The organism is Streptomyces sp. NPDC020875 (genome assembly GCF_040641415.1).
GTDB lineage: Bacteria > Actinomycetota > Actinomycetes > Streptomycetales > Streptomycetaceae > Streptomyces.
The window spans coordinates 22,669-41,544 of the sequence record NZ_JBFADP010000022.1 but is presented as its reverse complement, the minus strand read 5'-3'; the positions used below and the strand labels follow the sequence as shown (position 1 = coordinate 41,544).

General features: G+C 74.4%; 17 protein-coding genes. 10 read left to right on the top strand and 7 right to left on the bottom strand.

The annotated features are described in order from the left end of the window. The first annotated feature begins 207 nt into the window (after nucleotides 1–207). Nucleotides 208–1,530 carry a transglycosylase family protein gene (locus AB0G74_RS14990; protein ID WP_361145421.1) on the top strand — a complete coding sequence of 441 codons (1,323 nt, stop codon included), beginning with the start codon at nucleotides 208–210 and terminating at the stop codon, nucleotides 1,528–1,530. On the opposite strand, the gene AB0G74_RS14985 is transcribed toward AB0G74_RS14990, so the two are convergent. Beyond that, nucleotides 1,522–2,655 (bottom strand): DMT family transporter, encoded by a 1,134-nt coding sequence (locus tag AB0G74_RS14985; protein WP_361145418.1) that lies wholly within the window; start codon nucleotides 2,653–2,655, stop codon nucleotides 1,522–1,524. The two genes, AB0G74_RS14990 and AB0G74_RS14985, sit on opposite strands and share 9 nt — an antisense overlap. A 323-nt stretch (nucleotides 2,656–2,978) precedes the next feature. Here AB0G74_RS14985 and AB0G74_RS14980 point away from each other — a divergent pair, with 323 nt between their 5' ends. The 3 genes from AB0G74_RS14980 (at nucleotide 2,979) to AB0G74_RS14970 (ending at nucleotide 5,984) form a co-directional block, all read left to right on the top strand. Next, entirely contained in the window at nucleotides 2,979–3,656 is a 678-nt protein-coding gene (locus AB0G74_RS14980) for a ferric iron reductase (protein WP_361145416.1), read from the top strand. A gap of 251 nt (nucleotides 3,657–3,907) precedes the next feature. Further along, nucleotides 3,908–5,374 (top strand): SDR family NAD(P)-dependent oxidoreductase, encoded by a 1,467-nt coding sequence (locus AB0G74_RS14975; RefSeq protein ID WP_361145413.1) that lies wholly within the window; start codon nucleotides 3,908–3,910, stop codon nucleotides 5,372–5,374. A 436-nt stretch (nucleotides 5,375–5,810) separates the two neighbouring features. After that, on the top strand, nucleotides 5,811–5,984 hold the full coding sequence (locus tag AB0G74_RS14970) for a hypothetical protein (RefSeq protein WP_361145410.1): 174 nt from the start codon (nucleotides 5,811–5,813) through the stop codon (nucleotides 5,982–5,984). Nucleotides 5,985–6,112: 128 nt separating this feature from the next. Here the strand turns inward: AB0G74_RS14970 and AB0G74_RS14965 are convergent, their stop codons facing one another. Both AB0G74_RS14965 and AB0G74_RS14960 read right to left on the bottom strand, forming a co-directional pair. Next, on the bottom strand, nucleotides 6,113–7,525 hold the full coding sequence (locus tag AB0G74_RS14965) for a lipase maturation factor family protein (RefSeq protein ID WP_361145407.1): 1,413 nt from the start codon (nucleotides 7,523–7,525) through the stop codon (nucleotides 6,113–6,115). After that, on the bottom strand, nucleotides 7,509–8,129 hold the full coding sequence (locus AB0G74_RS14960) for a DUF1990 domain-containing protein (protein ID WP_361145623.1): 621 nt from the start codon (nucleotides 8,127–8,129) through the stop codon (nucleotides 7,509–7,511). The genes AB0G74_RS14965 and AB0G74_RS14960 overlap by 17 nt, the downstream gene beginning before the upstream one ends. Nucleotides 8,130–8,368: 239 nt before the next feature. Between AB0G74_RS14960 and AB0G74_RS14955 the strand changes: the two genes are divergently transcribed. From AB0G74_RS14955 to AB0G74_RS14940, 4 genes are all read left to right on the top strand, one after another. After that, nucleotides 8,369–9,526 (top strand): DUF6777 domain-containing protein, encoded by a 1,158-nt coding sequence (locus tag AB0G74_RS14955; RefSeq protein ID WP_361145404.1) that lies wholly within the window; start codon nucleotides 8,369–8,371, stop codon nucleotides 9,524–9,526. Between the two features lie 58 nt (nucleotides 9,527–9,584). Beyond that, entirely contained in the window at nucleotides 9,585–11,651 is a 2,067-nt protein-coding gene (locus AB0G74_RS14950) for a SpoIIE family protein phosphatase (RefSeq protein WP_361145401.1), read from the top strand. Nucleotides 11,652–12,475: 824 nt separating this feature from the next. Continuing rightward, a complete protein-coding gene (locus AB0G74_RS14945) occupies nucleotides 12,476–13,939 on the top strand; it encodes a wax ester/triacylglycerol synthase family O-acyltransferase (protein WP_361145398.1) in 1,464 nt (487 codons plus the stop codon). A gap of 52 nt (nucleotides 13,940–13,991) precedes the next feature. Further along, the gene (locus tag AB0G74_RS14940; RefSeq protein ID WP_361145395.1) at nucleotides 13,992–14,852 is read left to right on the top strand and encodes a DNA-formamidopyrimidine glycosylase family protein; all 861 of its coding nucleotides are present in this window, start codon (nucleotides 13,992–13,994) and stop codon (nucleotides 14,850–14,852) included. Nucleotides 14,853–14,912: 60 nt separating this feature from the next. Here AB0G74_RS14940 and AB0G74_RS14935 read toward each other — a convergent pair whose 3' ends face one another. Genes AB0G74_RS14935 through AB0G74_RS14925 form a run of 3 tightly spaced genes read right to left on the bottom strand, consistent with a single transcriptional unit; the run spans nucleotide 14,913 to nucleotide 16,831 of the window. Then, nucleotides 14,913–15,536: a GNAT family N-acetyltransferase gene (locus AB0G74_RS14935; RefSeq protein WP_361145392.1), complete on the bottom strand. Its 624-nt coding sequence runs from the start codon at nucleotides 15,534–15,536 to the stop codon at nucleotides 14,913–14,915. Next, nucleotides 15,529–16,212 carry a hypothetical protein gene (locus tag AB0G74_RS14930; protein ID WP_361145389.1) on the bottom strand — a complete coding sequence of 228 codons (684 nt, stop codon included), beginning with the start codon at nucleotides 16,210–16,212 and terminating at the stop codon, nucleotides 15,529–15,531. Before AB0G74_RS14930 ends, AB0G74_RS14935 begins: the two co-directional genes overlap by 8 nt. Next, complete coding sequence (locus tag AB0G74_RS14925; RefSeq protein ID WP_361145386.1) at nucleotides 16,202–16,831, bottom strand: TetR/AcrR family transcriptional regulator; 630 nt, start codon at nucleotides 16,829–16,831, stop codon at nucleotides 16,202–16,204. Before AB0G74_RS14925 ends, AB0G74_RS14930 begins: the two co-directional genes overlap by 11 nt. A 142-nt stretch (nucleotides 16,832–16,973) precedes the next feature. On the opposite strand from AB0G74_RS14925, the gene AB0G74_RS14920 reads away from it, so the two are divergent. Then, on the top strand, nucleotides 16,974–17,765 hold the full coding sequence (locus tag AB0G74_RS14920) for a LytTR family DNA-binding domain-containing protein (RefSeq protein ID WP_361145384.1): 792 nt from the start codon (nucleotides 16,974–16,976) through the stop codon (nucleotides 17,763–17,765). Between the two features lie 54 nt (nucleotides 17,766–17,819). Here the strand turns inward: AB0G74_RS14920 and AB0G74_RS14915 are convergent, their stop codons facing one another. Next, nucleotides 17,820–18,080 carry a hypothetical protein gene (locus tag AB0G74_RS14915; protein ID WP_361145381.1) on the bottom strand — a complete coding sequence of 87 codons (261 nt, stop codon included), beginning with the start codon at nucleotides 18,078–18,080 and terminating at the stop codon, nucleotides 17,820–17,822. Nucleotides 18,081–18,469: 389 nt separating this feature from the next. On the opposite strand from AB0G74_RS14915, the gene AB0G74_RS14910 reads away from it, so the two are divergent. Then, nucleotides 18,470–18,850: a hypothetical protein gene (locus AB0G74_RS14910; RefSeq protein ID WP_361145378.1), complete on the top strand. Its 381-nt coding sequence runs from the start codon at nucleotides 18,470–18,472 to the stop codon at nucleotides 18,848–18,850. The last annotated feature ends 26 nt before the right edge of the window (nucleotides 18,851–18,876 follow it).

Here is an 18,876-nt window from a genome sequence, read left to right as displayed (position 1 = left end):
ACGGTCCCCCCAGGTCCGGACCGGCCCTCCGGGGGTGTCCGCCCCCGCCTGCCGTCGTGCGCGGGGCGCTGAGCCCTTGTCAGGGCCGGAGCGGACGGCCTAGGTTGACGGCTTGGTACGTGACCGTTCCGTGATCTACCGTGCTTGACCAGCCGTACTCGTCGTACCAGCCGTTTCAGTTCTGCCTGCCCCAGGGGGAGAAGCACCATGGCCGCAACCGGTCGCCACCGCCGCCAACAGCCGAGCCGTATCAACCGCGCGTCGTTGACGGTCACCGCGGGCGCGTCCGGCGTGGCGCTCCCGCTGATCGCCGCGAGCACCAGCCAGGCCGCGTCCGTCGACGTCTGGGAGAAGGTCGCCGCCTGCGAGTCGACCAACAACTGGAAGATCAACACCGGTAACGGCTACTACGGCGGACTCCAGTTCAGCCAGTCCACCTGGGAGGCGTTCGGTGGCCGGGAGTACGCCCCGCGCGCCGACCTCGCCAGCAAGGACCAGCAGATAGCCGTCGCCGAGCGGGTCCTGGAGGCCCAGGGCCCCGGCGCCTGGCCGCACTGCTCCGGCAAGGCCGGGCTCAGCCGCGGCGGCGACGCGCCCGCCGTCTCCCCCGAGCGGGGGGACAAGGCCCAGGGCGGCCGGACCGCCGCCGCCGAGACCCGGCAGGCCGCCCCGCAGCGGACCGCGCCCCCCAAGCAGCAGAAGGCGACTCCGACCACGGTCCCCACCCAGCGCCAGGGCTACACCGTCGCGGGCGGCGACTCCCTCTCCTCGATCGCCGACGCCAAGAACGTCCGGGGCGGCTGGCCCGCCCTCTACGAGCAGAACCGGGCGACCGTCGGCTCCGACCCGGATCTGATCCACCCGGGCCAGAAGCTGGTCATCAAGATGTCGGCCCCCGCGAAGGGTTCGGCGCCGGTCCGGGAGCGCGCCGCCGGAACCGACCGCACCCCGAAGACGGCGGCCCCCGCGCCCCGGCAGCGGGCCACCGGCGAGCAGGCCCGCAAGCAGGCGCCCCGCAAGGCCGCGCCCGAGGTGCGGAAGGAGCGGGCGGAGCGGCCCGCCACCAAGCCGCAGCAGACCCAGAAGCCCCAGCCGAGGAAGACCCGGCAGGCCGCCCCGTCCCGGGCCGGGCTGAGCGCCCCGGTCGACGGCGCCATCGGCACCGCGTACCGCAAGGCGGGCTCCGCCTGGTCCAGCGGCTACCACACCGGGGTCGACTTCCCCGTCGCGACCGGCACCTCGGTCAAGTCCGTCGCCAACGGCCTCGTGGTCTCCGCGGGCTGGGCCGGTGCCTACGGCTACCAGGTCGTCGTCCGCCACGACGACGGCCGGTACAGCCAGTACGCCCATCTCTCCGCGCTCACCGTCCGCTCCGGCCAGCAGGTCGACAGCGGCCAGCGGATCGGCCGCTCCGGGAACACCGGCAACAGCTCGGGCCCCCATCTCCACTTCGAGGTCCGAACCGGCCCCGGCTACGGCACCGACATCGACCCCCTCGCCTACCTCAGGTCCGGTGGCGTCTCAATCTGACCCCCGCGCCGCCGCCGGGGCCCGCCGCTCCGCCGACGGCCCCGGCACCGCCCGGTGCCGGGCGGCCCGATATCCGGGCCGGTGGGATCCACAGCCGCGAAACCCCCGCCTCCCGGTCCGGTCCGCCGCGCCCCGACCGGCGCGCGCGGCCGGGCCGTACGGCACCGGAGTGCCCCCGGGACGCCCGCCGGTCTCCGCTCCGCCCCGCGACACCGGATCCGCGTCGGGACCGTCGCCGGCCGTCCCGCGCGCGTTCCCCGGCTCCCCGGCGGCCACCGCGGCCTCCCGGTCCCGGGCCGCCGCCAGCCGCTCCGATGTGAGCAGGGCGAGCCCGGCCGCCGCCACCGCGCCGAAGCCGATCGCCAGCACCGCGCCCGGGGCGCCGCCCCGGAACGACTCCCCGAGCATGGTCAGCCCGACCGCCGTCGCGACCACCGGATTGACCACCGTCACCGTCGCCAGCGGCGCCGCGAGCCCCGCGCCCCGGTACGACGCCTGCGAGAGCAGCAGCCCACCGGTGGCCAGGACGGCGACCGCGAGCAGACTGGGCCACTGGGCGAGCGGCTCCGACCACTCCCAGTCGACCGCGACGGTCTTGGTGAACACGGAGCCGATCCCGAACGCCACCCCGGCCGCCGCCGCCAGCAGCACGCTCCGCAGCACCGGACGGTTGATCGTCTGCGCCACCAGGAACACCAGGGCGACCACCCCGAACGTCACCGCCCCCAGCAGCGCCCGCTGCCCCGTACCCAGCGACGAGGAGGCCGAGTTCCCGGCGTCCCCGCTGAGCGCCAGCAGACCCGCCAGCCCCACGGTCGCCAGCAGCGCCCCGCGCCACGCGGTCGCCCCGGCCCGCCGCCGGACGAAGACCGCGGCCAGCGGCAGGGCGAACACGATCGTCAGCGCGCCGAGCGGCTGGACGACACTGAGCGGCCCGTAGGCGAGGGCTATCACATGCAGCAGCGCACCGACCCCGTTCAGGGTCACGGCACACCACCACCCGGGGTGGTTCAGGGGGGCGTAGGCGCGCGCGGTCGCCGCGACGTGCTCCTGCACGATCGCCCCGGCCGCATAGGCGACCGCGGAGACCAGGGACAGCAGCACGGCGAGCAGAAGGGGACTCATAGAGATCACGATCCCTCTGATACGGCGTCGCGTCGTCGTCCTGGAGCAGGCAATCCCTCCTACTGCCGACGGAGTACGAGCGTAGGCCCCAGGTCTGATCCCCGGTGTCCGGGCAGGTCGGCGGGGCGTACCCCGGAACGCGCCCCGGGGCGCCGGAACCCGTGGATCCGCACCGGGCCGTACATCGGCGGAGCCGCGCGGGTGGCACGAAGGCCGACAGGACCACGGTACGCCCGGCATGGCACCATGCGACAGCCGTCGACGGCGGCACACGGAGACCACGACGCGCGGACGGCCGCGGGCGACGAGAGAAGGGGCGGCGGATGAGCGGGGGAGCAGGACCGGAGGGCGAGACCGGAACAGCCGGGACCGCTGCCACCGGTGCTATCGGCGGCTTCTTCGCCCTGCGCACCGGCACGCCCCCGGACGGTACGGAACCGGGCCCGGCCGCCACCGCGCTCGCCGCCGTCTACGCGGGCGACCCCGTCCCGCTCGCCCGCCGGATCGATCTCGTCGCCGACCGGCTCGGCGCCCGTGAGCGACGGGTCGCCGCCTCCATCGCCCAGTTCGGACTCGCCGCCCGGCTCTGGTCGATCGCCCTCGGCTCCGCCGCCCTCCACGGCACCCTGCCCGCGCTCCGCCCCGCCGATCTCCGCTGGACCCCCGAGCGGACCACCCCCGACGATCTGCTGCTGACCGACCCGGGCACCCTGCCCGCGTCCGTGGCCGCGATCCGGGCCGCCGTCCACGAGGCCCATCTCGTCCCGCTCGCCGCCGCCGTCCGCCGCGATACCCGGATCTCCCCCGGGCTGCTCTGGGGCAACGCGGGCTCCGCGCTCGCCGGGGCCGTCCGCGAGATCGACGCCTGGGCCCGCCGTACCGGCCGTACCGACGCCGCCGACCGGGCCCGGACCCTGGCCGACGGCCTCTTCGACCACCCCGATCTGGCCCGCACCGTACGGGGCCCCGGGATGCGGCGGACCACCTGCTGCCTCCACTAACGGGTGGGCGGCGGGCTCTGCGGGGACTGCGCCTTCGACACCCCGCCCGGGGCGGGGCAAGCCGCCGGGGACTGCTGATCCGCGGGGTCCGGCCCCGGGGCGCACCCGGCGAAACCGGCCCCGGTCCCCGGCCGGGACGATCACATTTGGTCCGTCACCCCTCCGCTCGGTAAAATCGCGCTTTTGGAACCCCCGGGTGATCAGCGCGCGGTCAGCCCCGCGCGCCCCGCGATCGAGGAATGGCACAGCTCATGACGGTGACAGAGGACAGCCCCGCGTCGTACGGGCCCGGTATCGACCCGGAGCGGCTGGCCGTCTGCCTCAGCGTGCTGGACGAGCTGGACGAGCTGGACGTCGACCACCCCGACGCGATCACCGTCCGCCGGGCCACCGCGGGCATCTACCGTACGGTCAAGCAGCGCAGGCGCCAGGAGCGCCGGGCCTCCAAGACCGCGCACGACAAGGCCGTGACCGAGGCCACGGCCACCGGCTCCGCCGAGCGGATCGACGACGAGACCGAGGGTCTGCTGCCGTCCTCGTCGGCGCAGGGGCAGCTCGCGGGCATACTCAAGCGCCCCCGGTCCTGCTATGTCTGCAAGACCCGGTACGTCGAGGTCGACGCCTTCTACCATCAGCTCTGCCCGGAGTGCGCGACCGAGAACCGGGCCCGCCGGGACGCCAGGACCGATCTCACCGGCCGGCGTGCCCTGCTCACCGGCGGCCGGGCCAAGATCGGCATGTACATCGCCCTGCGGCTGCTCCGCGACGGCGCCCACACCACGGTCACCACCCGCTTCCCCAACGACGCGATCCGCCGCTTCAAGGCCATGCCCGACAGCGACGAGTGGATCCACCGGCTCAAGATCGTCGGTATCGATCTGCGGGACCCGGCGCAGGTCGTCGCCCTCGCCGACTCGGTCGCCGCCGAAGGGCCCCTGGACATCCTGATCAACAACGCCGCGCAGACCGTCCGCCGCTCCCCGGCGGCCTACCGCGAGCTGCTCGCCGCCGAGTCCGCGCCGCTGCCCGCGGGCGTACTGCCCCCGGCCGAGGTGATCGGCACCTTCGGCAGCGGCGCCGTGGACCCGGTGGCCGCCCTGCCGCGGGCCGCGGGTGAGGGCCTGACGGCCGCGGACGTCACCGGGCTCGCCCTGGTCTCGGGCTCGGCCACCCCGGCCCGGATCGAGGCCGGTACGGCGATCGACGCGGGCGGGCTCGTCCCCGACCTGGACGCCACGAACAGCTGGATCCAGACCGTCTCCGAGGTCGACCCGGTCGAGCTGCTGGAGGTCCAGCTCTGCAACTCGACCGCCCCGTTCATCCTGATCAGCCGGCTCCGCCCGGCGATGGCCGCCTCGGCCGCGCGCCGGACGTACGTCGTCAACGTCTCCGCCATGGAGGGCGTCTTCGCCCGGGGCTACAAGGGCGCCGGACATCCGCACACCAATATGGCGAAGGCGGCGCTGAACATGCTCACCCGGACCAGCGCCGAGGAGATGTTCCGCAGCGACGGGATCCTGATGACGGCCGTCGACACCGGCTGGATCACCGACGAGCGCCCGCACCCGGACAAGATGCGGCTGGCCGACGAGGGCTTCCACGCCCCGCTCGACCTGGTCGACGGAGCGGCCCGGGTCTACGACCCGATCGTGCGCGGCGAGGCGGGCGAGGATCTGTACGGCTGCTTCCTGAAGGACTACGCGCCCGGCAAGTGGTAGTCCACCGGCCGGGCGGGGGCGCGGGGGCGCCCCGCCGCAGCGGTGGGAATGCGCCGTTTTCCGGGGGCGCCGTCGTGCGACGGCGCCCCCGGAAACGTTTCCGCACAGCGGCCGTCGGCGAGTAACTCCGACCACTGGCACCACTACTCCATCCGTGGCATCACCCGCCACAGCGGCCCGGGGCTGCTCCGGCGCCCCGCCGTCGTGGACCTTCGACCGGATCACGGCTGGAATGCGAGGAATTCACCAGCCCCCATCGAGCGGAGCCCCGCTCATGTGGTTACTCTGAGACCCACGGACGCCACCAAGAGGATCCACAAAAGCCTTCCGGCCGTCCTGGGACACGTCTGCAACCAGGCTGCGGTCCCGCCCGAACGCCGGCGCCACCGCGACCGATTCGCCCTGTCCCTTGTTGCGCGACACAGAGGAGTTCGCGGTGACACCTGAGGTGAAGCAGTACGAGACGCGCCCCCCGGAACCGACCCGGGAGCGGAGCGCCCGCCCGGAGCGGCTCGGCAGCCTGGACGTCTGGGCCAGGTCCGCCCCGATCCGGCTGGCCGGATACGAGGACGACCTCGCCGAGCCGCACATCCTGCCCGGAATCGACTGATCCGACTGATCCGACTGACCGGACGGCCGGTCCGCCCGGTACCCGTGCCCCCGCCGACCCGGCGGGGGCACGCGCGTTTCCGCGAGCCGCCGGGACCATGCCGTACGCCGCCGGACCCGGCCAGGGGCTCAGCGCCCGAGCCGGGTCGGCGGCCAGAACTCCCGCTCCCCGTCCCGGTACCAGACCGCCCCCGTGGCCCGCCGCTCGGCCCGGGTCGTATAGCGATAGCGCCAGATCCGGGCCCGGACGAAGACCGGCGGCGCGTCGGGGAACGGATTCACCCCCAGCAGCCGCAGGGTGTCCCGGTCGCCCGCCAGCAGCCGCTCCACCAGCGGCCCGAACCAGGAGCGGGCATAGCCGGGCGAGAGCGCGGCGAACCACATCAGCCAGTCGAGCCGCAGATGGTACGGGGCGAACTGCCGGGGCCCGCGGTACGGATCCGTCGGCTTGCCCCGGAAACCGTACTCCCGCCACACCGTGTCCGGGCCGACGACCGGCTCGGCCGTCCCCTCGATCACCACCTCCCGGCGCACCCGGCTCACGGTGCCGAAGGCGCCGTAGGAGTTCACCAGATGCAGCGGATCCCAGCTGGTGTTCATCCGCTGCTCGCGGGAGAGCAGATTGCGCGCGGGCCGGTAGCTGCGGACCACCACCAGGACGGTGACCGCGACGACGACGACCACGTACCAGACCGGCGGCCCGGGAGCCGCCCGCGCCGGGGCGCCCACCAGGGACCCGTCCACCGCCGACAGCGCCAGCGCGATCGTCAGCCAGTTCAGCCAGGCGAAGTTGCCCGACAGCACCAGCCACAACTGGGTCACCACGATCAGACCGGCCGCGACCGACGCCACCGGCTGCGGAGTGAAGAGCAGAAACGGCAGAACGAGCTGGGCGACGTGGTTGGCCGCGACCTCCACCCGGTGCAACGGCGCGGGCAGCAGATGGAAGAAGCGGCTCAGCGGGCCCGGCATCGGCTGCGTCTCGTGGTGGTACCGGAGACAGCTCAGATCCCGCCAGCAGGGGTCGCCGCGCATTTTGATCATTCCGGCGCCGAACTCCACCCGGAACAGCAGCCAGCGCAGCAGCAGAAGCACCAGGACCGGCGGCGCGGTCCGGTCGTTGCCGAGGAAGACCGCGAGGAAACCCGTCTCCAGCAGCAGGGACTCCCAGCCGAACCCGTACCAGACCTGGCCCACGTTGACGATCGACAGATACAGCGCCCAGAGCACCGCCCACCAGGCCATCGCCAGAGCGAGCGGGATGTCGTCGGCGGCACCGGCGAGCAGAGCCGCCGAGAGCACCACCCCGGTCCGGGCACAGTTCGCGAAGAGCCGGTCCGAGTAGCGCAGCTGAAAAACGCCCGGCGCCCGGCGGAACGGCACACCCCGCAGATACCGGGGCACCGGCAGCATGCCCCGCTCGCCGATCAGCGCCCGGAACTGGCGGACCGCCGTGAGGAACGCGACCAGATAGACAGCCGCCAGTACCCGCTGGAAGACCAGCCGGCTCAGCGCGTAGCCGTCGTCAACGAACCACTCCATCCCGCCCAGTATCGAACGGGGCGTACGGGCCCGGCACCCCCGCCGCGCCCGCCGGGGCGGCCAGTCGGCGTACCGTACGGCCCAGTCGGCGGGCGTAGGCCCGCTGCACGGGCGGGATCAGCGGTCCGGCGAGCCGGGTGAACCAGCGGGCCGGACGGCTGAAGGCCATGACGGTGAACCAGACCGACCCGTCGTCCCTGATGTCCACCACGAAGCACTCCTCGCCGCGTTCCGGATGACCGGGCAGGGTGCCGTAGCCGAAACCGGTCCGGGTCCGCCCCGACTCGGCCCAGACCACCGCACAGCGGCCCGAGATCCGGACCGGGCCGACGCCCAGGGACACCTCCACCTGGGTGCCGGGCTCGGCCGCCGGGCCGGTGGTCCTGGGGCGGCAGCCGGCCGCCGAGTGCATCCGCCAGTCGAGGACGGCCGCGCCCGCGGCCTCGTACAGCGGTCGGCCCCGGCCGATCCGGACCGTGTGGTGCAGATGCCCGTAGCCGTCGGGCATCGGACCCAGCCGGGTGGCGCCCGTCTCCGGGTAGCTCGGGCTGCTCCGAACGGGAACGAGGAAACCGGGCGGCCCCGGACGGGCGCCCCCGAACACCTCCGTCGCGAGCCGGGCCACCACACCGACCAGTACCGAAACCATCCGTGCCACCCCCGGGTCCGAGCCGATCATCCCCCGCACGGCCGAGCCTAAGTGCCCTGTTGAACGCGTTCAAGTCGCGGGTCCGGGGCTGATCCGGAAGAAAGGACGCACAGACACAGCGGACCTCCGCCGTGGCCGCCCGGCCGCGGCGCCTGCACCCCGGCACGGGCGGGGCGGAGAGGCGGAAGCGGACCATGCGGAAGCGGAAGTTGTACGGACCCCACCGGCCCCGCCGCCGATGGCCGGTGGCGGTCGCCGCCCTGCCCGCCGCCGTGTGTCTCGGGGTGCTCGCCGCGGGCTGCGGAGGCGGCGGCTCCGAGCCGGAACGGGACCGGGACGAGGAGGTCCACCTCAGACCGGCGGTGGAGCAGGGACCCGACCCGTACACCGCGACCAGCGCCCGGACGCTCTCCGTCCCCGTACCCGAACCCGTCGTCCCGGGCGCCGGGGGCGGCGGCGTGGCCCGGCGCGGCCACACCCTGCGCACCATGTCGGGCGCCACCCCCGGGCTCTACGGCGGAACCCGGTCCGTCGGCAGCTGCGACGTGGAACGACAGCTCACCCTGCTGCGGGCGGACGACGCCAGGGCCGCCGCCTTCGCCGACGGCGCCGACGTCTCCCGCGGCGATCTGCCCGGCTTCCTGCGCGGACTGACCCCGGTGGTGCTGCGGGCCGATACCCGGGTCACCGGACGCGGCTACCTGACCGGAAAGGGCGCTGCCCCCGCCCGCCAGCTGGTGCTCCAGGCGGGAACGGCCGTCCTGGTGGACCGGTACGGCGCGCCCCGGGTGCGGTGCGCGTCGGGCACCCCGCTGTCGTCGCCGGTCGCCGTGAAGGGCGGTGTGATCCAGCGGGGCGCGGCCTGGCAGGGGTACAGCGCCGACCGCGTCGTGGTGGTCAAGCCCGCCACCCGGCCGCTGGACAGCCTGGTGATCGTCGATGTCGTCGAGGACACCTGGATCGACCGGGCGACCGGTACGGACGGCGAGGACGACGGGCGGCCCGATGTGGTGCCCCCGGTCAACCCCGACGACGTCTACGCCTATCCGGCCGCCCGGGACCGGGAGGCCGCCGCCGCGGCCCCCGACGCCCTGGACGGCGCGGTTCGGGACTGGGCCGTCGCGGACGGGACGGACTCCGGCGGGACTGCCTCGGGCGGCGCGGGCGAAGAGCCGCTGTTCGGTCCGGAGGGGCCGGAGGCGGAGATCGACCCCGCCGACCCGGCGGACCTCCTGTTCGGCGGGGACACCGGGGAGGGCGACGGCTTCGACGCCCTCCCCGAGGAGACCGAGGAAACCGGTGAGGCCCTCTCGGATGACCTCACCGGGGACCCGGACACCTACGAGGGCTGACCGCCCGGTCATCACGCAATAGGTCGAATAATCTGACAAATGATGGCAGAGTGGCGGCATGGTTGATCGGGTAGCGGGGGCCCAGACGCTTCCCGACGACTGGCCCGCCGATCCGGGCCGGAGCCTGACCCTCAACCTGATGGGCAGCTTCGACTGGGACCTGGCCAGCGGACTGATGCATCTGGACCCGCCCGCGCACGAGGTGCTCGACCTGCCGCCGGACGAGTACGACGGACGGCGGGCCAGTGTGATGGCCCGGATGCCGTCCGACGAGGCGGCGCGCCTCGACGCCGGGGTGGCCCAGGCGCTCAAGAGCGGCCGGGACCACTACGGGGTCTACTTCCGGATCCGCCGCCGCGACGGCACCCTGCGCTGGACCCACTCCCAGGGCTGTGTCCGCCGGGACGCCGACGGCCGCCCGGTCCGGGTCATCGGCATCGTCCGGGACGCCACGGCCGAGCTGGCGGACTCCACCGCCCGGATCGCCGCCGACACCGAACGCCGCTGGCAGACCAGTGTCGTCGAGGCCACCACCGCCGCCCTGGCCCACGCCAGGACCGTCCAGGACGTGATCGACGTCCTCAAGGACACCCACGGTCTTGAGATCTTCGGCGCCCGCAGCCTGGTCATGGGCCTGCTGGAGCCCGGCGGCCGGATCCATCTCGTCGCCGAGGGACCCCAGGAGGCGTTCGTCCCCGGCACCCGCTACACCCGGGTCGACGAGCAGTACCCGATGAGCGAGGTCATCCGGAACCTGGCGCCCCGCTTCATCGAGGGCCCTGAAGACTTCGCCGGGTCCTATCCCGTCCTCTGGCCGCATATCGCCGGGCTCGGGGTGCGGGCCGCCGCCTATCTGCCGCTGATCGCCCAGGGCCGCCCCATCGGCGCCTTCGGACTCCTCTACGACGACCGGACCGGCTTCACCGCCGAGGAGCGCAATCTGCTCGTCGCCATCGGCAGCACCATCGCGCAGAGCGTGCAGCGCGCCGTCCTCTACGACCAGGAGCACGACCTCGCCGAAGGGCTCCAGCAGGCGATGCTGCCGCGCCGGATCCCCGATGTGCCCGGCGCCCAGATCGCCGTACGGTACCGGTCCGCCCGGATGGCCCGGGACATCGGCGGCGACTGGTACGACGTGATCACCCTGCCCGGCGGCCGGGTCGGCGCCGTCATCGGCGACGTCCAGGGCCATGACACCGACGCCGCCGCCGTCATGGGCCAGCTGCGGATCGTCCTGCGGGCGTACGCGGCCGAGGGCCACACCCCGGCGACCGTGATGGCCCGGGCCTCCGCCTTCCTCGACGAACTCGACACCGACCGCTTCGCCACCTGCCTCTACGCCGAGGCCGACCTGTCGACCGGAGTGGTCCAGATCGTGCGCGCGGGCCATGTCGACCCGCTGGTCCGCGACACCGACGGCAGCTGCCGCCGGATCCCCGTCGACGGCGGGCTGCCGCTCGGGCTCTCCGCCGAGTTCGGCCGGCTCGAGTACCCGGTCACCACCGTCGAACTCGACCCGGGGCAGACCCTGCTGCTCTACACCGACGGCCTGGTCGAGCAGCCCGGCGCCGACCTCGACGACGGACTCCAGCTGCTGACGGCGCTGGTCCGCAACGGCCCCCGGGACCCCCAGCGGCTCGCCGACCGCCTCTGCGAGGTCGTCGACGAACGCGGCGGCGACGACGACGTCGCCCTGCTCCTGCTGCGCCGCCGGGGCACGCTCACCCCGAGGTCCGGCGGCCGGCTCCACCAGCACGTCGCCCAGAACGACCCGGAGGCGCTGCGCTCCGCCCGGCACATGGTCCGCTCGGCCGTGGTGGCCTGGGGCGCCGGGGCCCGGGCGGACGAGATCGAACTGATCGCCGACGAACTGGTGACCAATGCGCTGACGCATACCGAGGGCCCGGCCGAGTTGACCGTACGGGTGGTCCCCGGGCCCCCGAGGCGGCTCCGGGTCGAGGTGGAGGACGGCTCCAGCGCGCTGCCCCGGCGGCGCGACGCGGGGGAGTCCGGGGTGTCGGGCCGGGGGCTGCTGCTGGTGGATCTGCTGGCGGACGCGTGGGGAGTGGACTCGCGGGGCGGCGGCAAGTGCGTGTGGTGCGCCTTCGGGGTGCCCGAAAGGTGACTCCCGGCTCCGGGCGGCGGTGAGAGGACGGGCGGTACGAGCCCGACCCCGGTGCCCGCCCCGGCGGCTCTATCCGGCGGTCCGGCGGCGACCACCGGCCCGTCGCCTCGCGGATCGCCGGGATCACAAGCGCCGGGACCCGGCGATCCGCGCCCCGGGCCGGGTCCCGGCGGATCCGCCCGGCCCGAGACGCCGGGCCCGCGCGCACGCTCCCCCGTAGCCCTTCGGGCACGGGAGGGACACCCGGCGTTGCCGGGCTTCCCGAGTACGTCCGGTACGAGGGAGACCGCCCCCGGGCTCCGCCGGGGACCCGACCGCCGTCGCGCGCCGTACGCACCGGACGTCGCGGGCCCCGCCCCACGGGCGACGGCACCACGTCTCGGACACGGCCCGGGACCGCCGGGGCGTGCCCGAGCGCCCGGCCGGACCGGCGGCCGTTTCCCGAGGGGCGTCCGAGCGGAGCGTCCTGGCCGCGCCGACCAGAGCGTGTCCGGGAAACGGGAAACAGGGCGCCGGGCGGGCGAGGCCGGCGAGATCCGCGAGGTGTGCTCCGGCCCGGGCGGGAGCTGTCGGCCGGGCCGTTCGGGTCGGCCTGCGGGGCGTACGGCCCAGGGCGAAGGCAGGGCGCGGAACGAGCAGCTAGGGTAACTGTGCGTAAAGCTATCGTCCTCGATTGTTACCGACTGGGACGATCGACCGCCGCCCGGTCTTCGGTCTGTTCCGTTCTGTTCCGGTCTGTTCGATCCGGGCGCCGGGACGCGGACCCCCGTCCGGCCCGGCGACGCCCCCCCCGCAACCGACCGGACCCCGAGCCGGAGGCCACCGTGAGCCCGAGCACCGAGCGACTAGCCCCTCTCGACCTGGCGTTCTGGCATCTGGAAACCGCCGGTCACCCCATGCACCTCGGTGCCCTCGCCCTCTTCGCCCCCGCCCCGGCGGACCCGGCACCCGGCTCCGCCCCCGGTGCCGACCGGCCCCCGCCCGCCCATGCCGTGCTCGCCCTGCTCGCGACCCGGGCCGCCGCCGTACGACGGTTGCGGTCCCGGGTCCGGGACGTCCTGCTGCCCGTCGGCGGGGCGGTCTGGATCCCCGATCCCGACTTCGACGTCACCCGGCACGTCCACCGGATCCGGCTCCCCGGCGCCGCGCCCCTCGAAGACGAGGCCGTCGCCGTCGCCGGTGAGCTGATGGAACGCCCCCTCGAACGGGGCCGCCCGCCGTGGGAGATGTATCTGCTGACCGGCCGCCCCGACGGCACCTTCGGGGTCCTCGTCAAGCTCCACCACGCCCTCGCCGACGGCATGCGGGCCGTCGCCATCGGGTCGGCGATCTTCGACGAGATCGCCGACCCCCGGGGCGTCCGGGCCCGGGCCGCCGCCCGGCTCCGGGGCGGCGCAACGGCCACCGGCCGACCCTGGTTCGGCGACCCCGCCCGGCTCGTCGGTGTCGCCCGGGGCCGGATCGACGACCTCGGCCGGGCCGTCGGCGTCGGCGCGTCCGTCGTCCTGGCCAGCAGGTTCGACCCGCGCGGCCGGCCGCAGTCCCTGGCCGCCGGGGCGAGCGGCACCCGGCGGCTGGGGACGGCCGTACTCGACGCGGAAGACGTCCGCCGGGTCCGCAGGGCGTCCGGCGGCACCACCAACGACGTTCTCCTCGCGGTTGTCGCCGGGGGTCTGCGCCGCTGGCTCGCCGGTCGCGGCGAACCGCTGCCCGCCGCCGGGCCGCGCGCCCTCGTCCCCGTCTCCCGGCGGCGGCCCGGCGACCCCGTCGGGCCGGGCAACGAACTCTCCGCGTACCTCCTCGATCTGCCCGTCGCCGAACCCGACCCGTACACCCGGCTCGATCTGGTCCGCCGGGCCATGGACCGCAACAAGGAGGCCGGACCGCTCCGGGGCGCCGGGGCCCTCGCCGTACTCGCCGATCAGCTGCCGCCGATCGCCCACCGGTTCGGCGCGCCCCTCGCGGGCGGCGCGGCCCGGATGCTCTTCGACCTGGTGGTGACCAGTGTGCCGCTGCCGCGTTCGGAGCTGTCCATCGGCGGCTGCCCGCTGCGGTCCCTGTACCCGATGGCCCCGCTGGCCCGGGGCCACTCCCTGGCGGTCGCGCTCACCTCGTACGGCGGCCGGATCCACGTCGGTCTGGTCGCCGACGGGGAGGCCGTACCCGATGTGGCCCGGCTGGCCTCCGCTACGGAGGAGGAACTGGCCGAACTGACGGCACCGACCGCGACGGCCCGCGCGCTCCCGACGGCTCCGGCGACCTGGCCAGGGGCGCCGTCGCCCGCCTGAGGCGACCTGATCACAGGCTGCGGCCCCGGCCCGGCTGCGGCAGTCTTGAGGCATGCCGGAGCTACCCGAGGTGGAATCGCTGCGCGACTTCCTCGACGGCAGACTGACGGGTGAGCGGATCGCCCGTGTGCTGCCGCTGAACATCAGTGTCCTGAAGACCTACGACCCACCGCTCGGCACCGTCGAGGGCCGTACCGTCACCGCTGTCGCCCGGTACGGCAAATGGCTCGACCTCGTTCTCGACGACCTCCATCTGACCATCCACCTCGCCCGCGCGGGCTGGCTCCGCTGGCGGGACGAGTTCCCCGCGGCACCGCCCCGCCCCGGGAAGGGCCCGCTGGCCCTGCGGACCGTCCTCGGCTCCGGCGCGGGTTTCGACCTCACCGAGGCGGGCACCACCAAACGCCTCGCCGTCCATCTCGTCCGGGACCCCGCCGACGTCCCCGCCATCGCCCGGCTCGGACCCGACCCGCTCGCCGACGACTTCGACCGTGACGCCTTCGCCGCCCTTCTCTCCGGCGAACAGCGGCAGATCAAAGGCGCCCTGCGGGACCAGAGCCTGATCGCGGGCATCGGGAACGCGTACAGCGACGAGATCCTGCACGCCGCGAAGATGTCCCCCTTCAAACAGACCCGGCACCTCGGCGACGACGAGATCACCCGGCTGTACGAGGCGCTGCACGCCACCCTCACCGAGGCCGTGGCGCGCTCGCGGGGCGTGGCCGCGGGCCGGTTGAAGGGGGAGAAGAAGAGCGGACTACGGGTCCACGGCCGGGCGGGCGAGCCGTGCCCGGTGTGCGGGGACACCATCCGGGAGGTGTCGTTCAGCGATTCGGCGCTCCAGTACTGCCCGACGTGCCAGACCGGCGGCAAACCCCTGGCGGACCGCCGGATGTCACGGCTGCTCAAGTAGGCGTTGCTCGGATGGCGACCGGCCGGTCCGCCGGGGCCGTACGGACCGGCCGGACGCCGCTCAGCGGGGCGCCGTGGCGCCCGGGGGCCGCCACATGGCGGTGGTCTCCAGCGGGCCGATCCTCAGCCGTTCGAGGACGATGAAGCCGAAGCTCTCGTAGAAGCCGACATTGGCGCCGTCCGAGGTGGTGAGGAAGACCCCCTCGGGGGCGGGGGTACGGTCCAGCAGCTCACCGAGGAGCCATCGCCCGGCGCCCTGCCCGGCGTCCTCGGGCCGTACCCCGATGAACTCCAGCGTCCAGGCCCCCGGCGGAGCCAGACGTTCCGTACGGTCCAGATACCGCAGGGTCCTGCTGAAGGTCCGCCCGCCGCAGAGCGCCAGGGTCCGTACGGTCCACCCCAGCCGCGCGCCGGGCGACGGCGACCCGCCCGGCGGGGTGAGCACCGCGGCGCCCACGGCCCGCCCGTCGGGGCCGGTCAGCATCATCCGGCGGCCACCCGCCACGGTGGCCTGGGTCGCGAGCAGTCCGGCGAACCAGCGCCGCCGTACGGAGTCGGAGCCCCGGCAGATCCACCGGCCGGTCCCCTCCTGGACGAAGGCGGCGGCCAAGACCTCCGCGCACTCGGCCGGGCCGGGCGCCTCGTCCACCCGCCACCGGGCCGCTTCCCCGGTCTCCTCAGTCATCGGCCGACCCCCGCTCGGCGGCGGCCCGGCCGAGGCCGTCAGCGACGGAACCCCGGTCGTCGGCGGCCGTTCTGCGGCGCAGCGGCGCCTCCGGCACCAGATGGCAGACCAGCAGCTTCAGAAAGAACAGCGGGGCGAACCAGAGCAGCGCGTCCGGCACGGTCAGCCAGAACAGGTTCACCACGACCGCCGACGTCCAGACCGCCATCGCCACCGGCCGCCTCAGCTCCAGCGGGGCGAACTCCACCACGACGGCGCCCGCCAGCAGCAGCCCGGCGTTCCCCAGCAGCCACGCCCAGTCGCCGTCCAGGACGAGCAGCCCCATCGCCGCGAGATGGCCCAGATGCGCCGAGACGAAGACCAGCCGCCCGCGCCGGGCCCGCGGATCCTCCCGGTGGTACCAGCGCTTGGCGGCATTGGTCGCGTTGGTGAGGATCCCGCCGACGAGATCGAGCCCGGCGAGCGCCACGATCACGATCTGGACAGCGGACCAGTCCCGGAGGGCGTCGGACGACCAGACCCCGGCCGCCAGCAGCAGGGCGCAGAGCGCGCCGCCGACCCCCTCGACCACGGACTCCGCCGGGGACTTCCCCGGGCCCATGAACCGTTCGAGCCGACCGGTGAGCCCGGCCGGGGTCGGCGGTATCTCCCAGTCGGTCTCCAGATCAGTCCGCATCGCGACCGCCCCCGTCGGTGTTCCCGGCTGCGCTCCCGTCCAGAGGGCCGCCCCAGAGACCGCGCAACAGCTCCCACACCTGCCCCGTGTCCGGCTCCCGGCCGTCGCGCCAGGCGGCCAGGGCCCAGGAATCACCCGCCCGCAGTACCGCGGCAGTGGCCGCGACCAGCAAGGAACGGTCCAGATCGGAGCGGACCACACCGAGCCGCAGGCCGTCGTCGACCAGGGCCTCGAACCACGCCACCCAGGCCGCGCCCGCGGGCCGCGCCGCCGCGACCTCGGCCAGCGCCAGATCGTCGGGGTGCGCCCGCAGATGCGCCGAGAGATCCCGCGTACCGGTCTCCAGCGCCGCCCGGAATGCGGCGGCGTCCGGGGCGGGCTCCCAGGGGCCGAGCACCCCGAGCAGCCGGGCCAGCACATCGTCGAGCACGGTCGCGAGGAGATCTTCCCGGCCGTCGAAGTACTGATAGGCGGCGGTCTTCGAGAACCCGGCGGCCTCGATGATCCGGTTGTACGAGGCGCCTTCCGGGCCCTGCTCCGCGAAGTGGCCGCGGGCGATGCGCAGGATCGACTCCTGCCGTTCGGGAGGCAGTCGGAGGAAACGGGGGAGTGGACTCATGTACCGATAGTACATACCGCTGGTGTGTACTGCCAGTACACCTCATCGTCCGGGGGCGGTCGGAAGCCGTCGGGAACATCGGCCGAAGCCTGGGACGGCGGGACCGTGGCCGGGCGGCCGACCCGCGCCTAAACTCCGCACCATGCTGCGCGCCCTCGCCGTCGACGACGAACGCCCCGCACTGGAGGAACTCCTCTATCTGCTCCGGGCCGACCCCCGGATCACCAGCGCCGAAGGAGCCACCGACGCCACCGACGCGCTCCGCCGGATCACCGCCGCGCTGGACGCCGCGCCCGGCGGGGACGACGGCGCGAGCGGACTCGACGTGGTCTTCCTCGATATCAACATGGCCGGGCTGACCGGCCTCGAAGTCGCCAAACTCCTGGCCAGGTTCGCGCATCCGCCGCTGATCGTGTTCGTCACCGCCCACGAGGGCTTCGCGGTACAGGCGTTCGACCTCAAGGCCGTCGACTACGTACTCAAGCCGGTACGCCGGGAACGCCTGGCCGAGGCCGTACGCCGGGTCCGCGACCAGGTCCGTACGGCCCGCGACCTCCGCCCCGCCGACGGCCGTCCGGCGGCGCCGGGCACCTCACCGGGCGGGGCGCAGATCGCGGTGGAACTCGGCGGTGTCACCCGCTTCGTCGCGATCGACTCGATCACCTATGTCGAGGCCCAGGGCGACTACGCGCGACTGCACACCGCCGACGGCAGCCATCTGGTCCGGATCCCGCTGTCCACCCTGGAGGAACGCTGGTCGGTCCACGGCTTCGTCCGGATCCACCGCAGCCATCTGGTCGCCCTGGCCCGGATCGACGAACTCCGCCTGGACGCCGGTACGACCACGGTCCGCGTCGGCACGTCCGAACTCCCGGTCAGCCGCCGCCACGCCCGCCAGCTCCGCGACCTCCTGATCCACCACGCCCGCCCGTGACCCGGCGCCGGACGGCCCGGCGGCGCGTTCCCGACCCCTGGAGAGGAGTACGCGTTACCGCCCGCCGAGGTCCCTGAGCGCTATCTCCAGTTCGACATAGGACTCCTCCGCCCGGCGGAAGGCCACCGCCAGCGCCGCATCGGCGCGCGGGCCGACCATGCCGTGCGCCGACTCGTGCACGGCGTACAGCACATCGGCCCAGCGCGCCGCCGCGCTGGTGACCGTGCCGAGCAGGGCGTGGAGTTCGCGGGCGCTGGACGCCCGGGCCTCCGGCAGATTCCGGAGCTCCTCCAGCAGCGCTTCGATGTCGGACATCAGACCTCAGACCCCTTCACTCCACGATCGAGGCTAGGACCCGGAGCCGTACCGCCCCCGCCCCGGACGGCGCCGGGCGCCGGGCGGGCGCGACGGCGCGCCGAACGGTCGGCGCGACCCGCCCAGCGGTCGCCGGGGGAGGTGCCGCGAAGACCCCGGCGAAGGCCGATACGGCGACACCGCGCGGGATTCCGCCCCGGCGGCCACGGCGTCGACGCCCGGGGGACATCCCCGTAGACTCCCCGGGGCTTGTCCTCGAAGGAGCGGTGTCCACGCGCTGGGCGCCGCGGCCGGGCGGGGCTTCGACGGCGGGCCGCGGTGCCTCGTGGCCGTACCGGCAGCGGGGGCCGATCCGACCGGTCACGGCTCGCCCGAGAGAGCAGGCGACGATGCCGGGAGACCAGCGGCCCCGCCGTGAGGTGGTCACCGGGGTGCCCCGGGCCGGGCGCCGGGCGCCGCGTCCCGCGCCCGCCCGTTCGGAGATCACCGAGCAGACCACCCTCGGCGCCACCTATGTCCGGTCTCTGATGCGCAGTCAGCTGCGGACGGCGCTGCGGGCCACCGGGGTACTGGCGCTGCTGGTGGGGACCCTGCCGCTGCTGTTCGCCCTGCCGTCCGTCTTCGGCGGCCGGGCGCCGTCGCCGGAGCCGTTCGTCTGGGGGGCGCTGGGGGTGGGGGTGTATCCGGTGATGTGGCTGACGGCCCGCTGGTACGTCCGCCGCGCGGAACGGAACGAACGCGACTTCCTGCGGCTCCTCGAAGGCCGCTGACCCCATGCCGATACCGATAGCGATAC

What these genes read in the sequence shown, in the direction of transcription:
- AB0G74_RS14935 (WP_361145392.1), bottom strand. Translation starts at nt 15,536, where the DNA reads ATGACTGAGGAGACCGGGGAAGCGGCCCGGTGGCGGGTGGACGAGGCG.
- AB0G74_RS14920 (WP_361145384.1), top strand. Translation starts at nt 16,974, where the DNA reads ATGCTGCGCGCCCTCGCCGTCGACGACGAACGCCCCGCACTGGAGGAA.
- AB0G74_RS14965 (WP_361145407.1), bottom strand. Translation starts at nt 7,525, where the DNA reads ATGGAGTGGTTCGTTGACGACGGCTACGCGCTGAGCCGGCTGGTCTTC.
- AB0G74_RS14990 (WP_361145421.1), top strand. Translation starts at nt 208, where the DNA reads ATGGCCGCAACCGGTCGCCACCGCCGCCAACAGCCGAGCCGTATCAAC.
- AB0G74_RS14985 (WP_361145418.1), bottom strand. Translation starts at nt 2,655, where the DNA reads ATGAGTCCCCTTCTGCTCGCCGTGCTGCTGTCCCTGGTCTCCGCGGTC.
- AB0G74_RS14925 (WP_361145386.1), bottom strand. Translation starts at nt 16,831, where the DNA reads ATGAGTCCACTCCCCCGTTTCCTCCGACTGCCTCCCGAACGGCAGGAG.
- AB0G74_RS14955 (WP_361145404.1), top strand. Translation starts at nt 8,369, where the DNA reads ATGCGGAAGCGGAAGTTGTACGGACCCCACCGGCCCCGCCGCCGATGG.
- AB0G74_RS14930 (WP_361145389.1), bottom strand. Translation starts at nt 16,212, where the DNA reads ATGCGGACTGATCTGGAGACCGACTGGGAGATACCGCCGACCCCGGCC.
- AB0G74_RS14950 (WP_361145401.1), top strand. Translation starts at nt 9,585, where the DNA reads ATGGTTGATCGGGTAGCGGGGGCCCAGACGCTTCCCGACGACTGGCCC.
- AB0G74_RS14910 (WP_361145378.1), top strand. Translation starts at nt 18,470, where the DNA reads ATGCCGGGAGACCAGCGGCCCCGCCGTGAGGTGGTCACCGGGGTGCCC.
- AB0G74_RS14915 (WP_361145381.1), bottom strand. Translation starts at nt 18,080, where the DNA reads ATGTCCGACATCGAAGCGCTGCTGGAGGAGCTCCGGAATCTGCCGGAG.
- AB0G74_RS14940 (WP_361145395.1), top strand. Translation starts at nt 13,992, where the DNA reads ATGCCGGAGCTACCCGAGGTGGAATCGCTGCGCGACTTCCTCGACGGC.
- AB0G74_RS14975 (WP_361145413.1), top strand. Translation starts at nt 3,908, where the DNA reads ATGACGGTGACAGAGGACAGCCCCGCGTCGTACGGGCCCGGTATCGAC.
- AB0G74_RS14980 (WP_361145416.1), top strand. Translation starts at nt 2,979, where the DNA reads ATGAGCGGGGGAGCAGGACCGGAGGGCGAGACCGGAACAGCCGGGACC.